Source organism: Streptomyces sp. NPDC051563 (assembly GCF_044454225.1).
Taxonomy (GTDB): domain Bacteria; phylum Actinomycetota; class Actinomycetes; order Streptomycetales; family Streptomycetaceae; genus Streptomyces.
Window position 1 is genome coordinate 89,784 of sequence record NZ_JBITDL010000029.1, and the last position, 21,502, is coordinate 111,285.

24 protein-coding genes are annotated in these 21,502 nt (G+C 72.4%); 14 read left to right on the plus strand and 10 right to left on the minus strand.

Annotated features, from left to right (window positions below; genetic code table 11):
* Positions 1 to 12 precede the first annotated feature (12 nt).
* On the plus strand, positions 13 to 651 hold the full coding sequence (locus ACIA8F_RS29835; RefSeq protein ID WP_399383399.1) for a TetR/AcrR family transcriptional regulator: 639 nt from the start codon (positions 13 to 15) through the stop codon (positions 649 to 651).
* Here the strand turns inward: ACIA8F_RS29835 and ACIA8F_RS29840 are convergent.
* The 4 genes from ACIA8F_RS29840 to ACIA8F_RS29855 form a co-directional block, all read right to left on the minus strand.
* Positions 605 to 2,125 (minus strand): alpha/beta hydrolase, encoded by a 1,521-nt coding sequence (locus ACIA8F_RS29840; protein WP_399383400.1) that lies wholly within the window; start codon positions 2,123 to 2,125, stop codon positions 605 to 607. The genes ACIA8F_RS29835 and ACIA8F_RS29840 overlap by 47 nt on opposite strands.
* A gap of 86 nt (positions 2,126 to 2,211) precedes the next feature.
* Positions 2,212 to 2,445: a hypothetical protein gene (locus ACIA8F_RS29845; RefSeq protein WP_399383401.1), complete on the minus strand. Its 234-nt coding sequence runs from the start codon at positions 2,443 to 2,445 to the stop codon at positions 2,212 to 2,214.
* 178 nt (positions 2,446 to 2,623) lie between these two features.
* Complete coding sequence (locus ACIA8F_RS29850) at positions 2,624 to 3,376, minus strand: CbtA family protein (protein ID WP_399383403.1); 753 nt, start codon at positions 3,374 to 3,376, stop codon at positions 2,624 to 2,626.
* A gap of 30 nt (positions 3,377 to 3,406) precedes the next feature.
* Positions 3,407 to 3,625: a CbtB-domain containing protein gene (locus ACIA8F_RS29855; protein ID WP_399383405.1), complete on the minus strand. Its 219-nt coding sequence runs from the start codon at positions 3,623 to 3,625 to the stop codon at positions 3,407 to 3,409.
* A gap of 211 nt (positions 3,626 to 3,836) precedes the next feature.
* On the opposite strand from ACIA8F_RS29855, the gene ACIA8F_RS29860 reads away from it, so the two are divergent.
* The gene (locus tag ACIA8F_RS29860; RefSeq protein WP_399383407.1) at positions 3,837 to 4,295 is read left to right on the plus strand and encodes a histidine phosphatase family protein; all 459 of its coding nucleotides are present in this window, start codon (positions 3,837 to 3,839) and stop codon (positions 4,293 to 4,295) included.
* Positions 4,296 to 4,377: 82 nt separating this feature from the next.
* On the opposite strand, the gene pucL is transcribed toward ACIA8F_RS29860, so the two are convergent.
* The 3 genes from pucL to ACIA8F_RS29875 form a co-directional block, all read right to left on the minus strand.
* Entirely contained in the window at positions 4,378 to 5,295 is a 918-nt protein-coding gene (gene pucL, locus ACIA8F_RS29865; protein ID WP_399383409.1) for a factor-independent urate hydroxylase, read from the minus strand.
* 263 nt (positions 5,296 to 5,558) lie between these two features.
* Positions 5,559 to 6,953 carry an aspartate aminotransferase family protein gene (locus ACIA8F_RS29870; RefSeq protein ID WP_399383411.1) on the minus strand — a complete coding sequence of 465 codons (1,395 nt, stop codon included), beginning with the start codon at positions 6,951 to 6,953 and terminating at the stop codon, positions 5,559 to 5,561.
* A 57-nt stretch (positions 6,954 to 7,010) separates the two neighbouring features.
* The gene (locus ACIA8F_RS29875; protein WP_399383413.1) at positions 7,011 to 7,787 is read right to left on the minus strand and encodes an SDR family NAD(P)-dependent oxidoreductase; all 777 of its coding nucleotides are present in this window, start codon (positions 7,785 to 7,787) and stop codon (positions 7,011 to 7,013) included.
* Positions 7,788 to 8,050: 263 nt separating this feature from the next.
* Between ACIA8F_RS29875 and ACIA8F_RS29880 the strand changes: the two genes are divergently transcribed.
* From ACIA8F_RS29880 to kdpC, 5 genes are read left to right on the plus strand one after another with little or no spacing between them, the layout of a single operon-like run.
* A complete protein-coding gene (locus ACIA8F_RS29880; protein WP_399383414.1) occupies positions 8,051 to 8,209 on the plus strand; it encodes a hypothetical protein in 159 nt (52 codons plus the stop codon).
* Positions 8,206 to 8,295: a K(+)-transporting ATPase subunit F gene (kdpF, locus tag ACIA8F_RS29885; protein ID WP_351372351.1), complete on the plus strand. Its 90-nt coding sequence runs from the start codon at positions 8,206 to 8,208 to the stop codon at positions 8,293 to 8,295. The genes ACIA8F_RS29880 and kdpF overlap by 4 nt, the downstream gene beginning before the upstream one ends.
* Positions 8,296 to 8,300: 5 nt before the next feature.
* On the plus strand, positions 8,301 to 9,965 hold the full coding sequence (kdpA, locus tag ACIA8F_RS29890; RefSeq protein ID WP_399383416.1) for a potassium-transporting ATPase subunit KdpA: 1,665 nt from the start codon (positions 8,301 to 8,303) through the stop codon (positions 9,963 to 9,965).
* Complete coding sequence (gene kdpB, locus ACIA8F_RS29895) at positions 9,962 to 12,061, plus strand: potassium-transporting ATPase subunit KdpB (RefSeq protein WP_399383418.1); 2,100 nt, start codon at positions 9,962 to 9,964, stop codon at positions 12,059 to 12,061. Before kdpA ends, kdpB begins: the two co-directional genes overlap by 4 nt.
* A gap of 35 nt (positions 12,062 to 12,096) precedes the next feature.
* Positions 12,097 to 12,729, plus strand: coding sequence for a potassium-transporting ATPase subunit KdpC (gene kdpC / locus ACIA8F_RS29900; protein ID WP_399383420.1), 633 nt, complete (start codon positions 12,097 to 12,099; stop codon positions 12,727 to 12,729).
* Here the strand turns inward: kdpC and ACIA8F_RS29905 are convergent.
* Positions 12,719 to 13,096 carry a Ser-Thr-rich GPI-anchored membrane family protein gene (locus ACIA8F_RS29905; protein WP_399383422.1) on the minus strand — a complete coding sequence of 126 codons (378 nt, stop codon included), beginning with the start codon at positions 13,094 to 13,096 and terminating at the stop codon, positions 12,719 to 12,721. The genes kdpC and ACIA8F_RS29905 overlap by 11 nt on opposite strands.
* A 309-nt stretch (positions 13,097 to 13,405) precedes the next feature.
* On the opposite strand from ACIA8F_RS29905, the gene ACIA8F_RS29910 reads away from it, so the two are divergent.
* Positions 13,406 to 14,347: an SMP-30/gluconolactonase/LRE family protein gene (locus ACIA8F_RS29910; protein ID WP_399383424.1), complete on the plus strand. Its 942-nt coding sequence runs from the start codon at positions 13,406 to 13,408 to the stop codon at positions 14,345 to 14,347.
* 144 nt (positions 14,348 to 14,491) lie between these two features.
* Positions 14,492 to 15,067, plus strand: a complete 576-nt coding sequence (locus ACIA8F_RS29915; RefSeq protein WP_399383426.1) for a GNAT family N-acetyltransferase — start codon at positions 14,492 to 14,494, stop codon at positions 15,065 to 15,067.
* An 82-nt stretch (positions 15,068 to 15,149) separates the two neighbouring features.
* Here the strand turns inward: ACIA8F_RS29915 and ACIA8F_RS29920 are convergent, their stop codons facing one another.
* Positions 15,150 to 16,751 carry a hypothetical protein gene (locus ACIA8F_RS29920; RefSeq protein ID WP_399383427.1) on the minus strand — a complete coding sequence of 534 codons (1,602 nt, stop codon included), beginning with the start codon at positions 16,749 to 16,751 and terminating at the stop codon, positions 15,150 to 15,152.
* Positions 16,752 to 16,991: 240 nt separating this feature from the next.
* Here ACIA8F_RS29920 and ACIA8F_RS29925 point away from each other — a divergent pair, with 240 nt between their 5' ends.
* From ACIA8F_RS29925 to ACIA8F_RS29945, 5 genes are all read left to right on the plus strand, one after another.
* Positions 16,992 to 17,846 (plus strand): 3-oxoacyl-[acyl-carrier-protein] synthase III C-terminal domain-containing protein, encoded by an 855-nt coding sequence (locus ACIA8F_RS29925; protein WP_399383429.1) that lies wholly within the window; start codon positions 16,992 to 16,994, stop codon positions 17,844 to 17,846.
* Positions 17,847 to 17,884: 38 nt separating this feature from the next.
* Positions 17,885 to 18,829 carry a hypothetical protein gene (locus ACIA8F_RS29930; RefSeq protein ID WP_399383431.1) on the plus strand — a complete coding sequence of 315 codons (945 nt, stop codon included), beginning with the start codon at positions 17,885 to 17,887 and terminating at the stop codon, positions 18,827 to 18,829.
* Between the two features lie 432 nt (positions 18,830 to 19,261).
* Complete coding sequence (locus ACIA8F_RS29935) at positions 19,262 to 19,939, plus strand: hypothetical protein (RefSeq protein WP_399383433.1); 678 nt, start codon at positions 19,262 to 19,264, stop codon at positions 19,937 to 19,939.
* 189 nt (positions 19,940 to 20,128) lie between these two features.
* Positions 20,129 to 20,464, plus strand: a complete 336-nt coding sequence (locus ACIA8F_RS29940) for a hypothetical protein (RefSeq protein ID WP_399383434.1) — start codon at positions 20,129 to 20,131, stop codon at positions 20,462 to 20,464.
* A 134-nt stretch (positions 20,465 to 20,598) separates the two neighbouring features.
* Positions 20,599 to 20,757, plus strand: coding sequence for a hypothetical protein (locus ACIA8F_RS29945; protein WP_399383436.1), 159 nt, complete (start codon positions 20,599 to 20,601; stop codon positions 20,755 to 20,757).
* Between the two features lie 312 nt (positions 20,758 to 21,069).
* Here the strand turns inward: ACIA8F_RS29945 and ACIA8F_RS29950 are convergent, their stop codons facing one another.
* Positions 21,070 to 21,483, minus strand: a complete 414-nt coding sequence (locus ACIA8F_RS29950) for a hypothetical protein (protein ID WP_399383438.1) — start codon at positions 21,481 to 21,483, stop codon at positions 21,070 to 21,072.
* Positions 21,484 to 21,502: the final 19 nt, after the last annotated feature.

The following is a 21,502-nucleotide window of genomic DNA, read 5'->3' on the forward strand; positions in this document are numbered from 1 at the left end:
AGACACCAGAACATGCCGAAACGCGTGGACCACGAGGAACGGCGCACCCAGATCGCCGAGGCACTCATCCGCGTCGCCGGACGGCGCGGGCTGCACGCGGTCGGCATGCGCGACGTGGCGGCCGAGGCCGGGGTCTCCCTGCGCCTGGTCCAGTACTACTTCCAGACCAAGGAGAAGCTGCTCTTCTACGGGCTCCAGCACCTCACCGACCGCTTCACCGCGCGCGTCGGCGCCCGCCTCGCCGCCGCCGGCCCCGCCCCCGGCCCGCGCGCGACGATCGAGGCGCTGCTGCTGGCCTCCCTGCCGACCGACGAGGAGAGCCGCACCTTCCACCTCCTCTACAGCTCCTACTCGATCCTGTCCGTGACCGACGAGGCGCTCGCCGCCCAGCCCTTCATCGACAACCCCGACGCCGCCGAGAACGCGGTGGCCGGACTGATCGCCGGGGCCCAGGAGGCCGGCCTGGCCGACCCGGACGCCGACGCGCGCACCGAGGCCATCAGCCTCCTCGCCATGGCGGCGACCATGGGCACCAGCATCCTGGTGGGCCAGCGCGGCCCCGAGTCGGCCGTCGCGGTGCTGCGCCACCACCTGGACCGGATCTTCAGGACGGGCACACGGAATCCCGCGGCGGACGCTCCCCCGTCGTGAGGTACGCGGTGACCGCGCGGTCGGAGCAGGCGTTGCCGTTGCCGAGGTAGACCCCGTGGCCGCCGCGCTCGACGGTGAGCAGCCGGGCGCGCGAGCCGAGCGCCTCGCGCATCTTCAGCGCGCCGGCGTACGGGGTCGCCGGGTCGCGGCGGTTCTGCACCATCAGGATGTTCGACGGACCCCGGTCGGTGATGCGCGTGGGAGGCTCGGCGGGGCCGTCCTTCCAGAAGGCGCACGGGGTGATGTTCGCCGGCATGCCGGCCGTCAGCGGGTGCGCCGCCCGGTCCGCGGCCACCGCCCGCCCGTACCCGGAGACGCCCTTCGGCCAGGCCACGTCGTTGCAGATGACCCCCACCATCAGCGCCGCGTCCGTGTCGGGCAGCGCCCCGGCGAGCTCCGGGGGCAGCTCCGGGAGCGCCTCGGGGTCCCGGGCCGCGCGGACCAGGCGGGCGAAGGGGGCGAACTGGGCGTCGCCGTAGAGGGCGAGCTGCATGGCCTGGCGCAGCATGGTGCCGGTCAGCGGCAGCCCGGCGACGTTGGAGGCCCTGGGGGCACGGTCCAGTTCCGCGGCCAGCGCCAGGAACAACGGGCGCACCTCTTCCGGGCGTTCGGCGAGCCGCTCCCCCTCCGCCCGCGCCGGGTCCGCCGCCCAGGCGGCGAAGTCGGGGAAGCGGTCCTCGGCGCCCTGCGCCATGTTCGCGAGCCAGCCGCGCTCGACCCGCGCCGGGTCGGGGTCCCCGCTGCTGTCCAGCACCAGGCGGTCGGTGCGGTGCGGGAACTTCTGCGCGTACACCGCCGTCACGTAGGTCCCGTAGGAGACGGCCCACATGGACAGCTTCCGCTCGCCTAGGGCCTCCCGGAAGCGGTCCATGTCGCGCGCCTGGTTGGCGGTGGTGAAACTGCGCAGCACCGCACCGCCGTTCGCGGCGCAGGCCCCGGCCACCCGGCGGGCCCGTTCGGCGTTCTGCGCGATGTTCCCGTCGGCGCCGGGCCAGGAGCGCAGGGTCGTCATGTGCCGGTCGGCCTCGGCCAGGCCGCACGCCGCGGTGACGCTGCCACCGACCCCGCGCGGGTCCAGCGCGACGAGGTCGTAGGCACCGGCCAGCTGCCCCGCCAGCGCCGCGCCCTTCTGCGAGAGCCGCCGCACGCCCGAGCTGCCCGGCCCGCCGGGGACCACGGCCAGGGTGCCGTGCCGGGCGGCGGGACGGCCGGCGGGGAGCCGGGACACGGCGAGCTCGACCTGCGGGCCGGCCGGGTCGGCGTAGTCGAGGGGGACGGGCAGCTTCGCGCACTGCTGCCCGTCGAGGTGGTCCTTGTGGGTGCACGCCGTCCAGGCCAGGACCGGCGGAGCGGTGGCGGTGGCGGTGGCGGCAGCCGTGGTGCCGGCGGCGGCGCCGGCCGTCCCGGTCAGGGTGGCCGCCACGGCCGTGGCACAGAGGGCGACGAGCGCGGTCCTGCTGCGGTAAGTGGTCATGAAACGAGGATGGTTGAGCATCCTGCGCCGCTCCATCCGGCAGCCGGGAGGGTCGTTCGGGGGCCAGCCCCCGAACCGCCTCCTCGTCAGACCACCACGACCGTCACCGCCGCCGCGCCCATCAGCGCGGCGGCCGTGTGGATGGCCGCATGACCGTAGTCGCCCGACCAGAGGTGACGGGCCAGACCGGCGAGGGCGGTCAGGCCCGCGATGATGCCCACCTGCGCGAGCAGGGTGACGGTGGTGAACGGCGTCAGTAACAGGAGCGCCGCGTTGAGCCAGAACGGGGCGGCGCCCGTCCAGCCGCGCCACTCCCGCACTTCCTGCCACTGCTGACGGTTCGGCAGGCGTGACAGGCGGGACGGGCGCGACAGGTGGGGCAGGCGTGGGCGGCGCGATCCCTCCCGGCGGTCTTTGGGTCTTCGGTGGTCCCCGAGCTCTCGGATCGCCGTCGTCACCGCGCCGCCACCAGCCTTTCAGTCACCTGCACGCAAGACGTCAACTCGCAGGCTGTACAGCCTCCTTGGGTGCGGCAGCCGGGACAAGGGCCCGTTCGGCAAGAAATCCAAAAGCCAGGCCGAAAGCGCTCCACAGCGCGACCTGGATGCCCAGCGAGGAGAGCCGGAACTTCCAGATGAGCGCAGCCGGGAAGTCCGCCGGCACCTCGTTGATGCCGGGCAGGGCCGCGTAGGCGATGCCGATCGCCACCACGAAGGCGAGCGAGGCGACGATCGAGGCGTTCCAGTTGCCCAGGCGCGGTGCGAGGCGGCGGCCCACGATCAGTGCGATCGAGGCGAGCAGCACGCTGAGCGCGATCATCAGGATGAACAGGGTGGTCCGCCGGACCACGGTGTCGGGGTCGCCGACGGCCGGCGGGTTGGCGGGGTACTTGAGGAACGGCACCAGGTTGACGGTGACGAACAGACCGCCGGCCACCAGCGCCGCCGTGGTCCGCGGGCCGAAGCGGCCGATCCGGCCCAGGGCGTAGCAGTAGACGAGCGCGGCGATGCCGCCGAGCGCGATCCCGTAGAGCAGGGTTCCGGTGCCCAGGCCGGCCGTGGCCTGCAGGGCGCGGCTGACCGGGGCGGCCTCGGCGTCACCGTGGTCGTGGGATCCGGCCTCTTCGATGGCGATCGCCGCGTCCACCTGGGACTCGCCCAGGAGGTACGCGACGAGGAACGCGGCGACACCGGCCAGCAGGCCGGCGAGCATGCCTCTGACGAGGAGCACGCGGGGGGAAATGGTGTTCATGGAGTTGTCGGTCCCTTGCGGATCGGTGGATCAGTGGCAGGGGAAGCCGAGGAGGTGGCGGCCGTCGTGCATCCACTCGTGGACGGTGTCGCCTTCGAAGATCGCGGTGGCACCCTGCTCGGCGCCGACGAGGTAGAGCAGGACCAGCATCAGGACACCGACGAACAGCGCCCAGGGGGCGAGAGCGGTGAGGGAGATGGGCGCGACGGCCAGGGGGGTGGCAGTCGTGGGCACGGCGGAGTTGGCCATGGCAGAGCCTCCAGAGGGAACACGCGTCCCGGTCAGTGGTGCTTTTGACGACGGTGGCGGGTCTGACTTTCCTCCCCCTCCGGGAGGATTCACAGTGGCGCGACCGTGCCGGATTCTCAACCGGACTTCCGTCATACCGTCGTCTTGTCGTCCGTGACCGTACCGCGCTTATGCTCCGCTTATGAACCCCCCGCTCGTACGAGTCCGGCTCGTGAGACCCCCGTTGGACGAGGCCGGGCGGCTGCACCGGTTCCCCTACCGGGATCCGTGCCCGGGGCACGAAGGGCTGCGTGGCCAGGATCACGGGGCCTGGGCCGGGCGGAGCATGGACGAGGTGGCCGGGGAGGACCCCGAGGGGCTGCGGCGGTGGCTGACCGACACCGCGTACGCGCCCGCGGGCGGCGGGGAGTCGGTGGAGGCGCTGATCGCCCGGGTCGGCGCGCACCTGGCCGCGCTGGCGCCCGGGACGCACCGGGCGGTGACCGGGCAGGGCGTCGTACGGGCGGCCGTGGTGTGGGCCCTGAGGCTGCCTGCGGCGGCCTTCTGGCGGCTCGACGTACGGCCGGCGTCGGTGACGACCCTGACGGGCCGCTCCGGTCGCTGGAACCTGCTCGTGGGACAGCCGGAGCAGGGACAGGCGGAGGAGGGACAGCCGGAGCAGGCTCCGTAAGGCGGACGCGGACGCGGACGCGGAACGGCCCGGACCCCGCGACGCGGTCCGGGCCGAACTGCCTACGAGCGCCGGGCGGGTGTTACGCCACGATCCAGTCGCTCGTCGCGATCACCGGCTGCACGCCGTCGCGGTGGATGGTGCCCTCGATGAGGCCGTACATGCGGTCGGCCGCGAAGTAGACCTCGTTGTCGTTCTTGAGGCCGAAGGGCTCCAGGTCGACGAGGAAGTGGTGCTTGTTGGGGAGGTTGAGGCGCACCTCGTTGACCTTGGGGCAGTTGTCGAGCACGCGCTCGGCCATCTGGTTCAGGGTCTGCTGCAGCGAGTACGAGTAGGTCTCCGCGAAGGCTTCCAGCAGGTTCTTGCGGACCTTCTTGTACGACTGGTCCCAGTCGTACTCGGCGTCGTCGGCGGCGAGCGCCGAGTGCGCCCAGCGTGCGGTGACCTTGGTCGCCAGGATGCGGTCGTACGCCTCCTGCAGCGTCGTGTACTTGTCCTTGATGAAGCCGTGGAACTCGGAGTTGGTCGAGTTCATCACGGTCAGGTCCTTCAGACCCGAGATCACCTGGAGACCGGTGGTCTCGCTGTACGTGATCTGCGCGGTGCGCACCTCGGTGCCCTTGAGGGCGAAGGAGTGCTGCTCCTTGCGCGTCGGGACCGGGATCCGCTCCCAGGCGTACTCCTCGACGCGGATCTGCGCCTCGCGGATCGGGGCCTGGGAGGAGACGAAGTGCTTGGCGAGCAGGATGCCGAAGGCCTCGGGGGAGGCGACGCCGTACTCCTTGGAGAAGGCGTACACGGTGTTCTTGGTGGTGTCGGTGGGCAGGCAGTTGGCGTTGTCACCGGTGAGGTGGACGTCGCGGAACTCACCGCGCAGTGCGACGGAGACGTTGAGGTCGCGGATCTCGTGCCAGGAGCCGTCGCTGCCCTTGCGGGTGACCTTGACGATGCGGTTCTCGGCCTTGCCGTACTGGTTCTGGGCGAGGATGTGCTTGCTCATGCGCTGTCTTCCTTCGGGTACTCGGGAACACGGAGTCCGGTTGTCTGGATCCCGTACGCCCGGCGTCCGGCGGACGCGCAGCCCGCCCCCCGCCGTTCGGTCACGCCGATTCCTCGCGTGGACCGCCCCGGGACTGACGTGCATCCCGGTCCGTAGGTGCCTGTTGATTCCAGCACGTTCACATGTCGTTCGTAAGGGACCGAATCCTCCGAGACAGGCACCCACGGTTTGGGCATCCGTATGGTCCGAGCAGGTCAGACCCGTCAGACCGTGTGCGCGTCGGCCACCGTCAGGGCCTCGTCGATGATCCGCAGCCCCTTCTCCACGTCCTGCGCCGAGATGTTGCAGGGCGGTGCGACGTGGATGCGGTTCCCGGCGAGCAGCGGCCACAGCCCGCCCTTCTTCAGGGCCGCCCCGAACTCGGCCATCGGCGCGTTGTCCGCGCCCGCGGCGTTGTACGGCACCAGCGGCTCGCGCGTCTCCTCGTTCCGTACGAGCTCCAGGGCCCAGAACGTGCCCAGACCCCGCACCTCCCCGACGGACGGGTGGCGCTCGGCGATCGCGGCGAGACCCGGCCCGAGGAGCTCGGCTCCGGTGCGGGCGGACTGCTCGACGGTGCCCTCCTCCTCCATGACGTTGATCGTCGCGACGGCGGCGGCGCAGGCCAGCACGTGCCCGGAGTACGTCAGCCCGCCCGGGTAGGGCCGGCGGGCGAAGGTCTCGGCGATGGCGGCCGAGATGGCGACCCCGCCGAGGGGGACGTAGCCGCTGGTGACGCCCTTGGCGAAGCAGATGAGGTCGGGGACCACGTCCCAGTGCTCGGAGGCGAACCACTTACCGGTGCGGCCGAAGCCGACCATGATCTCGTCGAGGATGAAGACGATGCCGAAGCGGTCGCAGAGCTCCCGGACCCCGGCCAGGTAGCCGTCGGGGTGCACGAGCACGCCGGGGGCGCCGCCGACGGTCTCCAGGATGATCGCGGCGATGGACTGCGGGCCCTCGAAGACGATGGTGTCCTCCAGGTGGCGCAGCGCGCGCTCGCACTCCTCGGCGGGGGTGGCCGCGTAGAAGGGCGAGCGGTAGGCGAAGGGCCCCCAGAAGTGGACGACGCCGGCGGTGGCGGTGTCGTTGCCGAAGCGGCGCGCGTCCCCGGTGAGGTTGATCGCGGTCGAGGTGGCGCCGTGGTACGAGCGGTACGCGGACAGCACCTTGGGGCGGCCGGTGTGCACGCGCGCCATGCGGACGGCGTTCTCGACGGCCTCGGCGCCCGCGTTGGTGAAGAAGATCTTGTCGAGGTCGCCGGGGGTGCGCTCGGCGATCAGCCGGGCGGCCTCCGAGCGCACGTCGACGGCGAAGCCGGGCGCGACGGTGCAGAGCTTGCCGGCCTGCTCGGCGATGGCCGCGGCGACCTTCGGGTGCTGGTAGCCGATGTTCGTGTAGACGAGGGCGCTGGAGAAGTCGAGGAAGCGGTTGCCGTCGTAGTCCCAGAAGTAGGAACCCTCGGCACCGGCCACGGCGAGCGGGTCGATGAGCTCCTGGGCCGACCAGGAGTGGAAGACGTGACTGCGGTCGTCGTCCTTCACCGTGGCCTTTGCGGAAGTGGCCCGTGCCGAAGTGGCCAGTGCGGCGGCGTCGCGTGCGTCGGCTTCTGCGTTCATATTCCGAGGGTAGTTGTCCACGATGTGGAATCCGGTGGGGAGGGCGTCGGTGCCGGGTCAGACGACGTGCCGGCCGCCGTCGACGGTGAGCACGTCGCCGGTCGTGTAGGCGGCGTCGACCAGGTAGAGCGCGGCCTCGGCCACGTCCTCGGGGGTGCCCACGCGGCGCAGCGGAGTGTTCTCCGTGATCCATTCCCGCGAGCTCTCCCAGACCTGGTCCTCGCCCTCGTACCAGGGGGTGTCGATCAGGCCGGGGGCGATGGCGTTCACCCGGACGGCGGGTCCGAGCTGGGAGGCCAGCAGCCGGGTCATGTGGTTGACCGCGGACTTGCTGACGGCGTAGGGGATCGAGCTGCCCAGCGCGCGGGTCGCGGAGACCGAGGAGATGTTGATGATCGAGCCCGCACCGGATTCCCGCAGGTGGGGGGTGGCGGCGGTGATCATCTGCCAGGTGCCGATGACGTTGACCTCGAAGATCTCGCGCCAGGCGTCGGCGTCGGCGGCTTCCAGGTCGTTCAGGGGGATGAACCGGGTGATGCCCGCGTTGTTGACCAGGACGTCGAGCCGTCCGTACGCGTCGATCGCCGTCCGGACGATCCGCCGCGCGTCGTCGGCGTCCGCGACATCGCCCCGTACGTAGACCGCGTCGGGCAGCTCGGCGGCGAGCGCCTTGCCCGCGGCCTCGCTGCGCGCCGAGTTCAGGACCACGCGGATTCCGGCCGCGGCCAGCCGGCGGGCGATGCCGGCGCCGATGCCGGAGGAGGAACCGGTGATGAGGGCGACGCGGTTCTCGGCACGGGTCTCGGCACCGGTCTCGGCACGGGTCTCGGACATGGCATGCCTCCTGGCAGGGCTTCGCTGTGCGCGTGCGGACGGCCGGAGCATAACCCGAATACCGCATAACGGAATGGCATTTCCATAAGACGGAATTCGATCTTCCATCCATGGTCCACGAATAGCTACATACCGGGCATACAGGTGCACACCGACTTAGCCTGACCCCACGCCACGTCCACCCGCCCCGTCCACCCCTCCCCCCGCGTTAGGGATCCGTCAAGGCCGTACCCACGGGCGTATGGGCCCCGTCAAGGAAGCCTGTGCGGGGCCGGAAGAGGCGTTCCACTCAGAGGTGTCCTGAAAACGCCCACCCTCGAACCCTCCGGGAGCTCACGATGGCCGATCTGGCCTTCGTCGTCACCACGATCGCGGTCTTCGCGCTGGTGGTCCTCGTCGCCAAGGGGGTGGCCAAGCTGTGAACGCCGAAAACATCGTCGGTCTGCTGGTCGCCGTCGCCCTGCTCGGGTACCTCGTCGTCGCCCTCGTCTTCCCGGAGAGGTTCTAGCGCCGATGAGTCCCGTCCTCGCCGGGGTGCTCCAGCTGCTCGCGCTCGTCGCGGCCCTGGCCCTCGCCTATCGCCCCCTGGGCGATTACATGGCCCGCGTCTACTCCTCGAAGAAGCACTACGCCCCCGAGAAATGGATCTACAAGGCGGTCGGCGCCAACCCGAACGCCGAGATGCGCTGGCCGGCGTACCTGCGCTCGGTCCTCGCCTTCTCCGCGGTCAGCGTCCTCTTCCTCTACCTGCTCCAGCGGCTGCAGGGCCACCTGCCCGGCTCGCTCGGCTTCGTCTCCATCAAGCCGGACCAGGCCTTCAACACGGCCGCCTCCTTCGTGTCGAACACGAACTGGCAGTCGTACGCCGGTGAGCAGGCCATGGGCCCGCTGGTGCAGACCGGCGGCCTGGCCGTGCAGAACTTCCTCTCGGCCGCCGTGGGCATGGCCGTCGCGGTCGCCCTCGTACGGGGCTTCGCGCGCTCCCGCACCGGTGAGCTCGGCAACTTCTGGTCGGACCTGGTGCGCGGCACCGTCCGCATCCTGCTCCCGCTGTCGCTGATCGCCGCGGTCGTGCTGGTGGCCTGCGGGGTCATCCAGAACTTCTCCGGCATCCACGAGGTCGGTCAGTTCCTGGGCGCCAAGCAGCAGTGGAACGGCGGGGCGGTCGCCTCCCAGGAGGCCATCAAGGAACTCGGGACGAACGGCGGCGGCTACTTCAACGCCAACTCCGCCCACCCCTTCGAGAACCCGACCCCCTTCTCGAACCTCTTCGAGATCTTCCTGATCCTGCTCGTCCCCTTCGCCCTGACCCGCACCTTCGGCCGGATGATCGGCTCGGTCCGCCAGGGCTACGCGATCCTCGCCACGATGGTCACCATCTGGCTCGGCTTCACCGCCCTGATGATGTGGACGGAATTCGGCCACCACGGCCCGGCGCTCCAGGCCGCGGGCGGTGCGATGGAGGGCAAGGAGGCCCGCTTCGGGATCGGAGCATCGGCGATCTTCTCCGTGGCGACCACCCTGACGTCCACGGGTGCGGTCAACTCCTTCCACTCCTCGTACACCGGCCTCGGCGGCGGGATCCAGCTGCTGGGCATGCAGCTCGGCGAGATCGCGCCCGGCGGCGTCGGCTCCGGCCTCTACGGCATGCTGATCATGGCGATCATCGCGGTGTTCATCGCCGGCCTGATGGTCGGCCGCACCCCCGAGTACCTGGGCAAGAAGATCGGCACCCGGCAGATCAAGTTCGCCGCCTGCTACATCCTCATCACCCCGGCCGTGGTGCTCGGCTTCACGGCCCTGGCGATGGCCCTGCCCACCCCCGGACACTCGATGTCCAACGGCGGCGCGCACGGCTTCTCCGAGGTCCTCTACGCCTACAGCTCGGCCGGCAACAACAACGGCTCCGCCTTCGCCGGCCTGAACGCCAACACCCAGTGGTTCAACACGACCACCGGTCTGGCGATGCTGCTCGGCCGCTTCCTGCCGATGGTCTTCGTCCTGGCCCTGGCCGGCTCGCTCGCCGAACAGCAGCCGGTCCCCGCCACCGCGGGCACCCTGCGCACCGAGAAGCCGCTGTTCACCTTCCTGCTCGTCGGCACGATCATCATCGTCACGGGCCTCACCTACTTCCCGGCCCTGGCGCTGGGCCCGCTCGCCGAAGGGCTCGCCTCATGAGCACCGCCACCTCCACCCGAGCCCCGCACGGGGACCTGCCCAGCGGTCACAAGCCCGAACGGGCCAAGATCGGCGGCGGAATCTTCGACCCGAAGCAGCTGCTGAAGTCCTTCCCGGACGCGGTGCGCAAGCTCGACCCCCGGGTGATGGTCAAGTCTCCGGTCATGTTCGTGGTGCTGATCGGTTCCGTACTGACCACCGCGCTGGCCGTCTCCGACCCGGGCAGCCCCTTCGGCTGGGCGATCACCGCCTGGCTGTGGCTGACCACCATCTTCGCCAACCTCGCCGAGGCGGTGGCGGAGGGCCGCGGCAAGGCCCAGGCCGACACCCTGCGCAAGGCCAAGACGGACACCGTCGCCCGCCGCCTGAACGGGACCGCCGAGGAACAGGTCCCCGGCACGGAGCTGCGTATCGGCGACCTGGTGGTCTGCGAGGCCGGCGACATCATCCCCGGCGACGGAGACGTCGTCGAAGGCGTCGCCTCCGTCGACGAGTCCGCCATCACCGGCGAATCCGCCCCCGTCATCCGCGAGTCCGGCGGCGACCGCTCCGCGGTGACCGGCGGGACGAAGGTGCTCTCCGACCGCATCGTCATCAAGATCACGACGAAGCCCGGCGAAACCTTCATCGACCGCATGATCAACCTCGTCGAGGGCGCGGCCCGGCAGAAGACGCCGAACGAGATCGCCCTCAACATCCTCCTCGCGTCCCTGACGATCGTCTTCCTCCTCGCCGTCGTCACCCTCCAGCCCTTCGCGATCTACGCACATGCCAAGCAGTCGATGATCGTGCTGACCGCGCTGCTGGTCTGCCTCATCCCGACCACCATCGGCGCCCTGCTCTCGGCCATCGGCATCGCGGGCATGGACCGCCTGGTCCAGCGCAACGTCCTGGCGATGAGCGGCCGAGCGGTGGAAGCCGCCGGCGACGTCTCCACCCTGCTGCTCGACAAGACCGGCACCATCACCCTCGGCAACCGCCAGGCCGCCGAGTTCGTCCCCGTCACCGGCGCCATCGCCGCCGAGCTGGCCGACGCCGCCCAGCTGTCCTCGCTGGCCGACGAGACCCCCGAGGGCCGCTCGATCGTGGTGCTCGCGAAGGAGAAGTACGGTCTGCGCGAACGCCACCAGGGCGAGCTGACCGGCGCCGAATGGATCCCCTTCACCGCGCAGACCCGTATGTCGGGCGTCGACGTGGACGGGCGCAAGGTCCGCAAGGGCGCGGCCGGTTCGATCATCGCCTGGGTCGGCGAACAGGGCGGTACGGTCGCCCCGGACGCGCGGGCCGCGGTGGACGAGATCTCCGGCGCCGGCGGCACCCCGCTGCTCGTCGCGCTGGAGGACGACAAGGGCGCCCGGGTCCTGGGGGTCATCCACCTCAAGGACGTGGTCAAGGAGGGCATGCGCGAGCGCTTCGACGAACTGCGGCGCATGGGCATCAAGACCATCATGATCACCGGCGACAACCCGCTCACCGCGAAGGCCATCGCGGAGGAGGCCGGGGTCGACGACTTCCTCGCCGAAGCCACCCCCGAGGACAAGATGGCCCTCATCAAGCGGGAACAGGCCGGCGGAAAGCTCGTCGCGATGACGGGTGACGGTACGAACGACGCTCCGGCTCTGGCACAGGCCGATGTGGGTGTGGCCATGAACACCGGTACCTCGGCCGCCAAGGAAGCCGGGAACATGGTGGACCTGGACTCCAACCCCACCAAACTCATCGAGATCGTCGAGATCGGCAAGCAGCTGCTGATCACACGCGGCGCGCTGACCACCTTCTCCATCGCCAACGACGTCGCGAAGTACTTCGCGATCATCCCCGCCATGTTCGCGGCGGTCTACCCGGGCCTCGACAAGCTCAACATCATGGGCCTGCACTCCCCCGACTCCGCGATCCTGTCGGCCGTCATCTTCAACGCGCTGGTCATCATCGCCCTGGTCCCGCTGGCCCTGAAGGGCGTCCAGTACCGGCCCACGAGCGCGGACAAGATGCTCCGGCGCAACCTCACCCTCTACGGACTCGGCGGCCTCATCGCCCCGTTCATCGGCATCAAGCTCATCGACATGGTCGTCTCCCTCATCCCCGGCCTGCGCTGAACCAGGGCTCTGCTGACTAGGAACGTAGTGACCTCATGAACAACTCCGTAGGCAACACCGCCCGCCTGCTCGGCGCCGGGCTGCGCGCCCTCCTCGTCCTCACCGTGCTGTGCGGGGTCCTCTATCCGCTCGCCGTCACGGGCATCGCCCAGGCCGCCTTCGGCCACAAGGCCAACGGCTCCGAGGTGAAGGACGCGAGCGGCAAGGTCGTCGGCTCCTCCCTGATCGGCCAGTCGTACGGGGACGACCCGCGCTGGTTCCAGGGCCGCCCGGCGGCGGGGCTCGCCAAGAACACCGTCAACGGCCAGTACGAGCTGCTGGTCTCCGGCGCCACCAACAAGGCGGCGGACAGCCCGGAGCTGCTGAGGGCGGTGCAGGAGGCCAGGTCCAGGGTCCTGCTCGACAACACCGTCCCGGGCTACGCCCCGCGGCTCTCCGACATCCCGGCGGACGCGGTGACCTCCTCCGGCTCCGGCCTGGACCCGGACATCTCCCCGGCCTACGCCGAGCTCCAGACGGCCCGCGTCGCCCAGCGCAACGGCCTCCCGGTGGCGGAGGTCGCGAAGCTGGTGAAGGCCCACACCGAGGGGCGCACCCTCGGCTTCATGGGCGAGCCGCGCGTCAACGTCCTGGCGCTGAACACGGCCCTGCGGGACCTCAAGCGGTGACGGTGACCGGCTGGCTGTAGGCGTCGAGCACGCCCGTGGTGGAGGTGACCAGGACGAGGTAGCGGCCGGGGGCGACGGCGGGGACCGTCACGGTGGCGCCGGTGTGGTGGGTCGGGACGCCCCGGGCCAGGACGGATTCCGTCCGGGCCCGGGCGCCGTCCATCGTGACGAGCTCGATGTCCACCACGTCGCCGGCCGGGCCCACCACCCACCAGGCGACGGCCTGCCTGCTGCCGCTCGGCCAGACCGTGCCCGGCCCGGGGGTGTGTACCAGGAGGTTCTCCGACGCCAGGAGCACCGCGGACGCGGGGCGGTTCAGGCTCCGCAGGGCGCGCCGGGCGAGGGACTTCAGGGAGGTGGCGGACATGCTGCTCCTTCGCGGGGTGCGGGACCGGTCGCGGGACGGCGGGCCGCGGTGCGTCCGGCGGTCCGGTCTGGGGCTTTTACTCCCCGCTTAAGACTTACCGGCGGACACCCCCGTCCCGCCTCGTACTTTCGGCCGGTCCCGGGACCGGCCGAACGAAGGGCCGGGCCGGGCCGGGGCGGGCCGGGCCGGGCCGGCGACTGTGATCCACACCTCTCCTTTCGGAACGATCTGGCGATAGCCATATACAATCTTGCAAGATTGCGCTGAGGCCGAAGCTCATTCGGCTCTGCCGGGATGAGGGGGAATCTCATGTACGAGATGTTCGACGAGCGATTCCGCACCGGACGGTGCATGAACGGGGACGAGGCCCCCGAGGTGCTCTTCACCGGCTGCCGCTGGGCCGAGGGGCCCGTCTACCTCCCGGCCTGGCGGCAGGTGATCTGGAGCGACATCCCCAACGACCGGATGCTGCGCTGGGACGAGGAGGCCGGGGCCGCCTCCGTCTTCCGTCGCGACGCCGGACACACCAACGGCAACACCCTCGACGGGCAGGGCCGCCTGGTCACCTGCGAGCAGGGCAACCGCCGGGTGACGCGGACCGAGCACGACGGCACGGTCACGGTGCTCGCCGACCGCTGGCAGGGCAAGCGCCTGAACAGCCCGAACGACGCCGCGGTCCGGTCCGACGGCTCGATCTGGTTCTCCGACCCCGACTTCGGCATCACCAGCGACTACGAGGGCTACGTCGCCGAGAGCGAGATCGGCGCCAACAACGTCTACCGCATCGACCCCGGCACCGGTGAAGTCCGCCTGGTCGCCGACTGCTTCGAGGCCCCGAACGGCCTCGTCTTCTCCCCCGACGAACAGCGGCTCTTCGTCTCCGACACCCGCGGCGGCCTCATCCGGGTCTTCGACGTGCGCGCGGACGGCACCCTGTCGGACGGCAGGGTCTTCGCCGCAGCGGCGGCCCGCCCGGGGACCCGCTTCGACAACCTCCGCTTCGACGACGGCGGCCGGCTGTGGGCGGCCGCCATGGGCGACGGGGTGCACTGCTACGACCCCGACGGCACGCTGCTCGGGCGGCTCGCCGTCCCCGAGACGGTCTCCAACATCGCCTGGGGCGGAGCCAAGCGCAACCGGCTCTTCATCACCGCCGAAACCAGCCTCTACTCGGTGGTCATGGGCGTCACCGGCACCCACCCGACCGGACCGGGACGCAGGCCCTGGCTGGACCGGTCGGGCCGGTCCTGAAGTCCTGGTGCCGGCCCTGAAGTCCTGGTGCCGGCCCTGAGGTCCTGGTGTCGGCCCTGAAGTCCCGGTGCCGGTCCTGAAGTCCCGGTGTCGGCCCTGAAAATCCCGGTGCCGGCCCCGCATCCGCGCTGGCACACTCCCCGCATGGACGCCACCGCCGCGGGTGAACCCCGCTATCGCGTACGCGAGATGACCGAGCCCGACATCGACGCCGTCGCCGCGGTCCGCGTGAGCGCGTGGCGCCACGCCTACGCGGGGCTGATGCCACAGGCCTACCTGGACGGGCTCAGCGTCGCCGCGTACGCCGAGCAGCGGCGGGCCGCCTTCGCCGACCCGGCCGGGGCCGTGACCAACCTCGTGGCCGAGGGGCCCGACGGCACCGTCCTCGGGTGGGCCGCCTACGGGCCGGCGACCAGCACGGATCCCGAGGGCACGGCTCCGGACGAGGGTGAGCTGTACACCCTGTACGCGCGGCCCGACGTCATCGGCACCGGCGTCGGCCGCACCCTGCTGACCGAGGTGCTGCGCCGGGCGCCCTACCCCGCGGTGCGGCTGTGGGTGCTCGAGGGCAACGCCCGGGCACGCCGGTTCTACGAACGCGCCGGCTTCCGCCCCGACGGCGGTGTCCTCGTCGAGGACGCCGACGGCTCCCCGGTGCGGGAGCTGCGCTACCGCCGGGCCTCCGTCGGCGTCACGGTCGCGGTCACGGTCGCGGGCTGAGCGAACCGCCGCGTGCCGCGCCTCGCTCGGCCTGCCGCCATGGGGCCGTCGCGTTCGGCCCGCCGCACCCGGACAGCCGTGCTCACGGCAGCCGTGCCCACGGCAGCCGTTCGGCCAGGGCCCGGGCCATCGCCACGGTCGGGACCGCCTCCCGGCTCCGCCGGTACGGGGTCAGGTCGCGCAGCAGCCGGCCGAGCGCCTCGCGCACCCCGCGCGACTGCACGGCCGGGGCGGCCGTGAGGAACGCCCGCCAGTGCTCGCACGCCCGGGTGAGGTGTCCGAGGCGCAGCAGTGTCTCGGCGAGCGCGGCGTGGGTGAGTGCGGTGGCCCGGTGCTGCCCGGGCGGGCGGCCGCGCAGGGACCGTTCCAGGGCCTCGGCCGCGGCCGGGAACTCCCCGAGGGCGAGGTGGGTGCGGGCCCGGGCGAAGTCGAGGTCGGCCCGGGCGTAGGAGTCGAAGGGCCCCTCGGGCGGCTTCACCGCGTGGCGCCCGTGCAGCCGGTCGGCGGTGGCCAGGTCCGCCGTGGCGGCGGCCCGCTGCCCGGCCTGGGCGTGCGCGGCCGCGCGCTGGACCAGGAGGAACGCCAGCGTGCCGGGTTCCCCGTCGGCGGGCGCGGTCTCCACCGCGGTCCGGGCGAGCCGTACCGCGTGCGCGGGCTGCCCGAGCCGGCCGGCGTGCGCGCTCATCGCGCGCAGGGTGATGGCGTACATCCGCCGGTCCCCGGCCTTCCGGGCCAGCGCGAGGGCTATGCCGTGGTACTCCTGCGCGAGCCCGTGATGCCCGGAGTCCACTGTCATCTCCCCCAGCAAGTGCGCGAGTTGGGCGTATCCCCGCCACACGTCCGCCGCCCCGCACCCCGGGTCGGGCATGCCGCGGCCGCGTGCACCAGCTCCGGAGCCGTCAGGGTGGCGGGCGGCGAAGGCTCCCGCGTCCTGGGCCAGCCAGGCCGCCAGGGCGGCACGGGTGTGGACGCCGCCATGGGTGAGGTAGAGGCCCGAGAAGCTCACTGCGAGGTCCCTCAACTGCTGGGCGTGCGCCGCGAGATGCCGACGCGCGGCCAGCTCCGGGATACCGGTACGCGTACCCGGGCCACCGCTCGCCCGATCCCGATCCGGGTCCCGATCCCGATCCCGATCCCGATCCGGGTCCCGGTCCGGGTCCCGGTCCGGGTCCCGGTCCGGGTCCCGATCCGGGTCCGAGTCCCACGCCGCCTCGGGCACCGGCACCGGCTGGTACGGGCTGCGCAGCAGCGGCGGCCTGCGGTGCGGGTCCCCGTCCGCCCTGGCCTGCAACGCGAGCCGGAGCAGCCCGTCGCCCCCGGCTCCGGCCGGCGCCGGGTCCGCGCCTGGCCGTACGCCGGGTCCCGCCGAGCCCGCGCCGAGGCCCGCCTCCGCGACCGTGACGAGCCGCCCGCACCGTTCGGTCAGCGCCGCCGCCATCAGCTCGGGCACGGGCCGGCGGGGCCGGGTGCCCGACAGCCAGTGCGCCACGGCGGTCCGGTCGTAGCGCAGGGCCAGCCCGTGGAGGGTCCCCAGCGCGTTGACGGCCCGCGCCAGCTCCGCCCCGCTCCAGCCGGCCTCGGCCAGCAGGTCCCCGAGCCGGTCATTGGCCACCCGCCGCCCGCTCACGACGCCCGCCCCGGGAAGGGCCGGGACCAGGCCCGGGATCGGGACCCATACGCGCATCCGATATTCAACGCTTTCACCCCTCCACCCCCCGCATTCCCTTCTCCCCGTCCACCCGCTGGTGTTCGCTGGAGCCGTCCCCATCGGATTCCACGGACCGGAGAAGCATGTCCGCCTCGGAAACAGCCAGTTCCCCCGCCCCCGCCGTGTACGCGTACCCGTTTCCCTACCGGATTTCCGGTGTCGGCGCCCAGATCGGCGAGGTCATATCCCTCCACGCATGGGCCCGGCTCGCGCAGCGTGCCCCCCTTCCAGCTCGGCGCCGGCTGCGGCGGGCTCTCCCGCGTCGCCGCGCATCTGGCCCGCACGGGGGCCCGCCGCGCGCTGGTGATCTCGTACAACGCCGCGAGCCCCATCGGCATCGACGAGAACGGCAGCATTTCCCAGTACAGCGGCGCGGACGGGGAGCATCACTTCGCGCACACCCGGTGGTGTTCCGCGGCACTGTTCTCCGATGCCGCGACCGCCCTGGTATTCGAGCGGGACAAGAGCTTCGAGCCCGGACTCGGTTTCTCTTCGCGCGATTCCCTCGATTTCGGGGGCGATCCTGGATTCAGCGATCCGCTCATCCATTACCCCGGAGGCGGCGCCGCCCACCCGCCGCGTTTTCCCGGATCCGCCGAGCTGTCCGCATTCGGGCTCAACGGGCCGGAACTGACCCGCCATTACTCGTGCGGCATGATGCTGAACCAGGAGACCATGGACGCCCACCGCCCCGGCTTCGTGGACGAGGTGCGGCGGATCTCCACGCACCAGGCCGGCCTGGCCCTGGTCGAGGACTACCACCGGCTCGCCGGCCTCGACACCCGCAAAGCCCCCGCGCACGCCCGCGAGCTCGGCAACCTCGTCACCTCCGCGACCCCGGTGCTCTTCTACACCGACGTGGTGAACGGGCTCGTCGGTACGGGCGACTCCGTCGGCTTCTCCGGCATCGGCGCCGGTCCCGAACGCGGGGCCTTCCTCGTGCGGGTGGCGATTCCGGGCGAGGTCACCGTCACCGCACCGCTGCCGCCCGTGCCGGCCGCCGCCGGGACCGCGGGCGCGGCCCGGACCGCCGACGCCCCCGGAGCCATCCGAACCACCGCCACCGCGTAGACGCACGCGCGCCCCACCCCCTTCGAAACGAGTCCACCGTGCACATCGCTCTCGTCGGGGCCGCCAGCCCCACCGGCATCCGGCTCGCCGCCGAGCTGCTCGGCCGCGGCCACCACCTGACCCTGCTCACCGCCTCCGACGTCCGGCAGAGCAGGCTGCTGCTGGCCCGTCAGCTCGCGCTGATCGGGCTGTATCCCGAGTACGTGGACCTCCTCGCGGCCCGGCTCCACGCGCGTCGGGGCGCCGAGGTCCTGGCCGGCGCCGCAGCGGACCGGTCCGCATCGGCAGCCGCCCGGTCCGCGCCCGAGCCGTCCGTCCCCGGCCGGTCCGCCCCCGACGGCCCCTTCGACGCCGTCTGGTGCGTGGAGCAGCCCGCCGCCACCGCGGCCGCGCTGCTGCCGCTCGCCTCCGGAGGGGAGAGGCGTACGGCATTCCACCTGGTCACCATCGGTGACGCGGGTCCGGCCGGGCGTACGGTCGCCGCCGCGGCGGTACGGGACGGATTTCCCGCCGGGGTGCACTGCCTGGCCCCGACCGTCAGCGATCTGCCCGACCACGCCGAGCTGCCCCGGCCGGCCTTCACCCGGCTCGCGGTCGCCGAGTCCGTCGGGCCGACTGCGGACGCCCCGGAGCGGGGGGCTCTGGGGCCGGGGTCTCCGGCGCCGGGATCCCCCGCCGCGGTCGGGCTGCTGCCCCTGGCCCCCGCCGCCCGCGCCCTCGCGGCGGCCGCCGAGGACCCGGGCTGGTCGGGGCTGCGCCGCATCGGCTGGGTGTACGCGCACCCCACGGAGGCCTCGGCTCTGACCCGGGCCGTCGGCCCGGAGCTGGCACCCGGCCTGCTGCGGCGGCTGTCGGGGCTCCGGCCCGCGGTGGCCACGACCGAGCTGGACGGCCCGGTGCTGGGCGCCGGATACCTCACCCGGGCTGCGGCGCCCGCCCTGCCGGCGGTCCGGCGGCCCGCGCGGACCCCGGAGCGGGTGTGAGCGAGGCGGAACGCCCCTGGTGGGAGCGGCGCGTGCTGGACGGCCCGGCGGCCGGAGCTGGGGGTCCCATCACCAAGGCATATGCATACGGATCATTCATGGTCCAAGGACAAGCCGCCCGGCCCCACCCCGCAACTCCGGCCGACGACCCGTCATATCGTCCGCCTTGACAGGTTTTCGCACGTGGCAGAACGTGCCGCCGATCCGACACGCCCAAGGTTCCTCCTTGACGTTCTCACCCGTTCGGGCGCACAGCCCGCATGCGCGGCCCCGCCCCGGCCCACCCGCCTCCATCTGCGAAGACGCGCCCCGTAGAGGGTGATACGGCAATGACTTGCCGTCAGTTTTCCGTGTTACGTGCACCTCCGGAGGGCGGGGAAGGGTCCACTGCTCTCGGGACCGGCCGCCCGAGCCGGACCAGGAGGGATTCCCATGCCCCGCGCCAAGTGGGTGGTCGCCGTACTGACGGTGGCTCTGCTGTGCACCGGCCTGGGGGTGTTGCGCAGTACCGAGGGCGGCCGGCCCGCCGTCCCGACCGCGGGCGACGCCCTGCCCTCGCGGGTCCTGGGCCTGTCCGGGCCGCGCCGGCTGGCCCGCCAGCTGGAGCACTCCGGCGCACACACCACCGGCAAGGGCGCCCGGCGGCCCGGCCGGTCGGGGGCCACGGCCCTCTCGGCCTCCCTTCCGCTGCGCCTGGTCGTCCCCGCCCTCGGAACGGACGTACCGGTCACGGCCGCCGCCCCGCCCGGCGGGACGGGCGCGGGACCGGGCGGGCCGCGCGGGCCGTACGCCCCGGACCTGGAATCCGGCGCCGCCGATGCCAAGCCCCACGTCCAGGACAGCGCCGTGTGGGACTCGGCGAGCCCGGCCCCGGGCGCGGCCGGCACCGCCGTGGTCTCCGGGGACCTGCCCCGGCTCGGCGAACTGCGGCGCGGGCAGACGATCGAGGTGACGCGCGCTGACCGGCGTACGGCCGTGTTCACCGTGACCCGGGTCTCCCCCGGGATCTCCGGACGGGGCGGCCCGTCCGGCCGGGCCCAACTCCGGCTGATCAGCGGCGAAACGGCGGTCCTGGCCCGCCTCACCGGACACCGCCGCACCCCTCGCTGACCGGCGGGGCGGCCCCCGGAAGACGGACACCCCCTGCGGCCACCTGACAGCCGTGGGGGGTGTCTTCGTCCCCCGGTCGGGGGATGCTGCGGTCCCGGAGGAGAGTCAGCCCGCGTGTCGGGGCACACCCTCCGCATGAGCAGGCCGCCGCGGACACGGCAGACGCGAACGACACCGGACAGGGCCCTGATGACGGCCCTGACGGTGCTCTGCGCCGTGCTGCTCTGCCTGTTCGGCATCGGCGGGGCCGGCCCGTCCACCACCGCGGCCGAAAGCTCCCGCTCCGCCCCAAGCGCCCCGGCCGAGCCCACGGAGGCGCCCTCCGATCCGGCCGGCGATCCCGAAGTACGGGTGCCGGTACGGGTGCCCGCGCGCAGCGTTCCCGGCGTACGGGGACTCCAGCGCCCGGTGTTTCACGTGAAACCTCCCCGGTCCGGCCCCCCGGAGACGGCCCCGCACCCGGCGGAGGCAGGCGCCCCGGCGGCATCCCTGCGAGCGGTACGGAGTGTGGTCCTGCGCTGCTGACGGCGCCGAGCGTCCGAGCAGCAGCACCGCGCACCCGGCACCGGGCACACCCGGCAGCTCACGCTGCCCCGTGCTTGCCCCGTGGCCCTGGCGCGCGTCCCCCACACCCCCCCGAAACACCGTGAGGTTCCGCCATGCCCTTCGACCCGTACCTCGCCCTGAACGCCATGCTCCGCGCCGAGGCCGCCCGCTTCTCCCCGCCGGCCCCGCCCGCACGCCAGCCGGAACCGGAGCCCGCCAAGACCGCCCAGACCACCGCCGAGTCCCCGGCCGGAGACGACACGGCCGCGTAGGACGCGTAGGCGCGTAGGACGCGTACAGAAACGCACATCAGCACATGGGGAGGCACCGGTTCCCGCGCCCTCGGCAACGGAGAGTGGTCACGTGAGGTTCGACCACGGAGCACGGGAACCGGCGCCTCCACCAGTCTCAGCCACCGACCCACCCCACCACCTCGGCCTTTTGTCCGGATACGCCCGGCCGAAAGTACCGAACCCCGCGGTCCCAGCAGTGACCGCTACAGGCATCTCGCCGAAGGAAGTCACCCGTTGCGCCCCGGCCCCCGCGATCGATCCGCGGGGGCCGGGGCTCCGTCGTACGCGTCTCTAGGCCCGGCTTCGGCTGTGATAGCGGTAGAAGGCCGCCGCGCCGACGCCCGCGCCGACGAGCAGGCCGAGGCCCGAGCTCTTCAGGATGGACTCGCCGCCCAGGCTGTACAGGTAGCCGAAGGAGATGCCCGCGAAGATCCCGTACGCCGCCGCGTGCGGCTCCTGCGCCAGCCGCGGGCCGATCCGGGCCAGGGCCACCAGGCAGGCGGCGAAGATCGCGCCGCACAGGATCCCGTAGAAGACGTTGCCCGCGTCCACGGGCCCCGTCTGACGATTCATGAAGGCGGCGTAGACGCCGTAGACCAGTCCCATGAGCAGCGGTCGCGCGAGGGCCGCCCTGCTCGTGTGGGCCGCCGTACGGGACGCCGGCTGCCGGTGCCCCCGGGGGGCGGTGGGTGCCGCATGTGCCATGACGGGCTCCTCTCTCCCA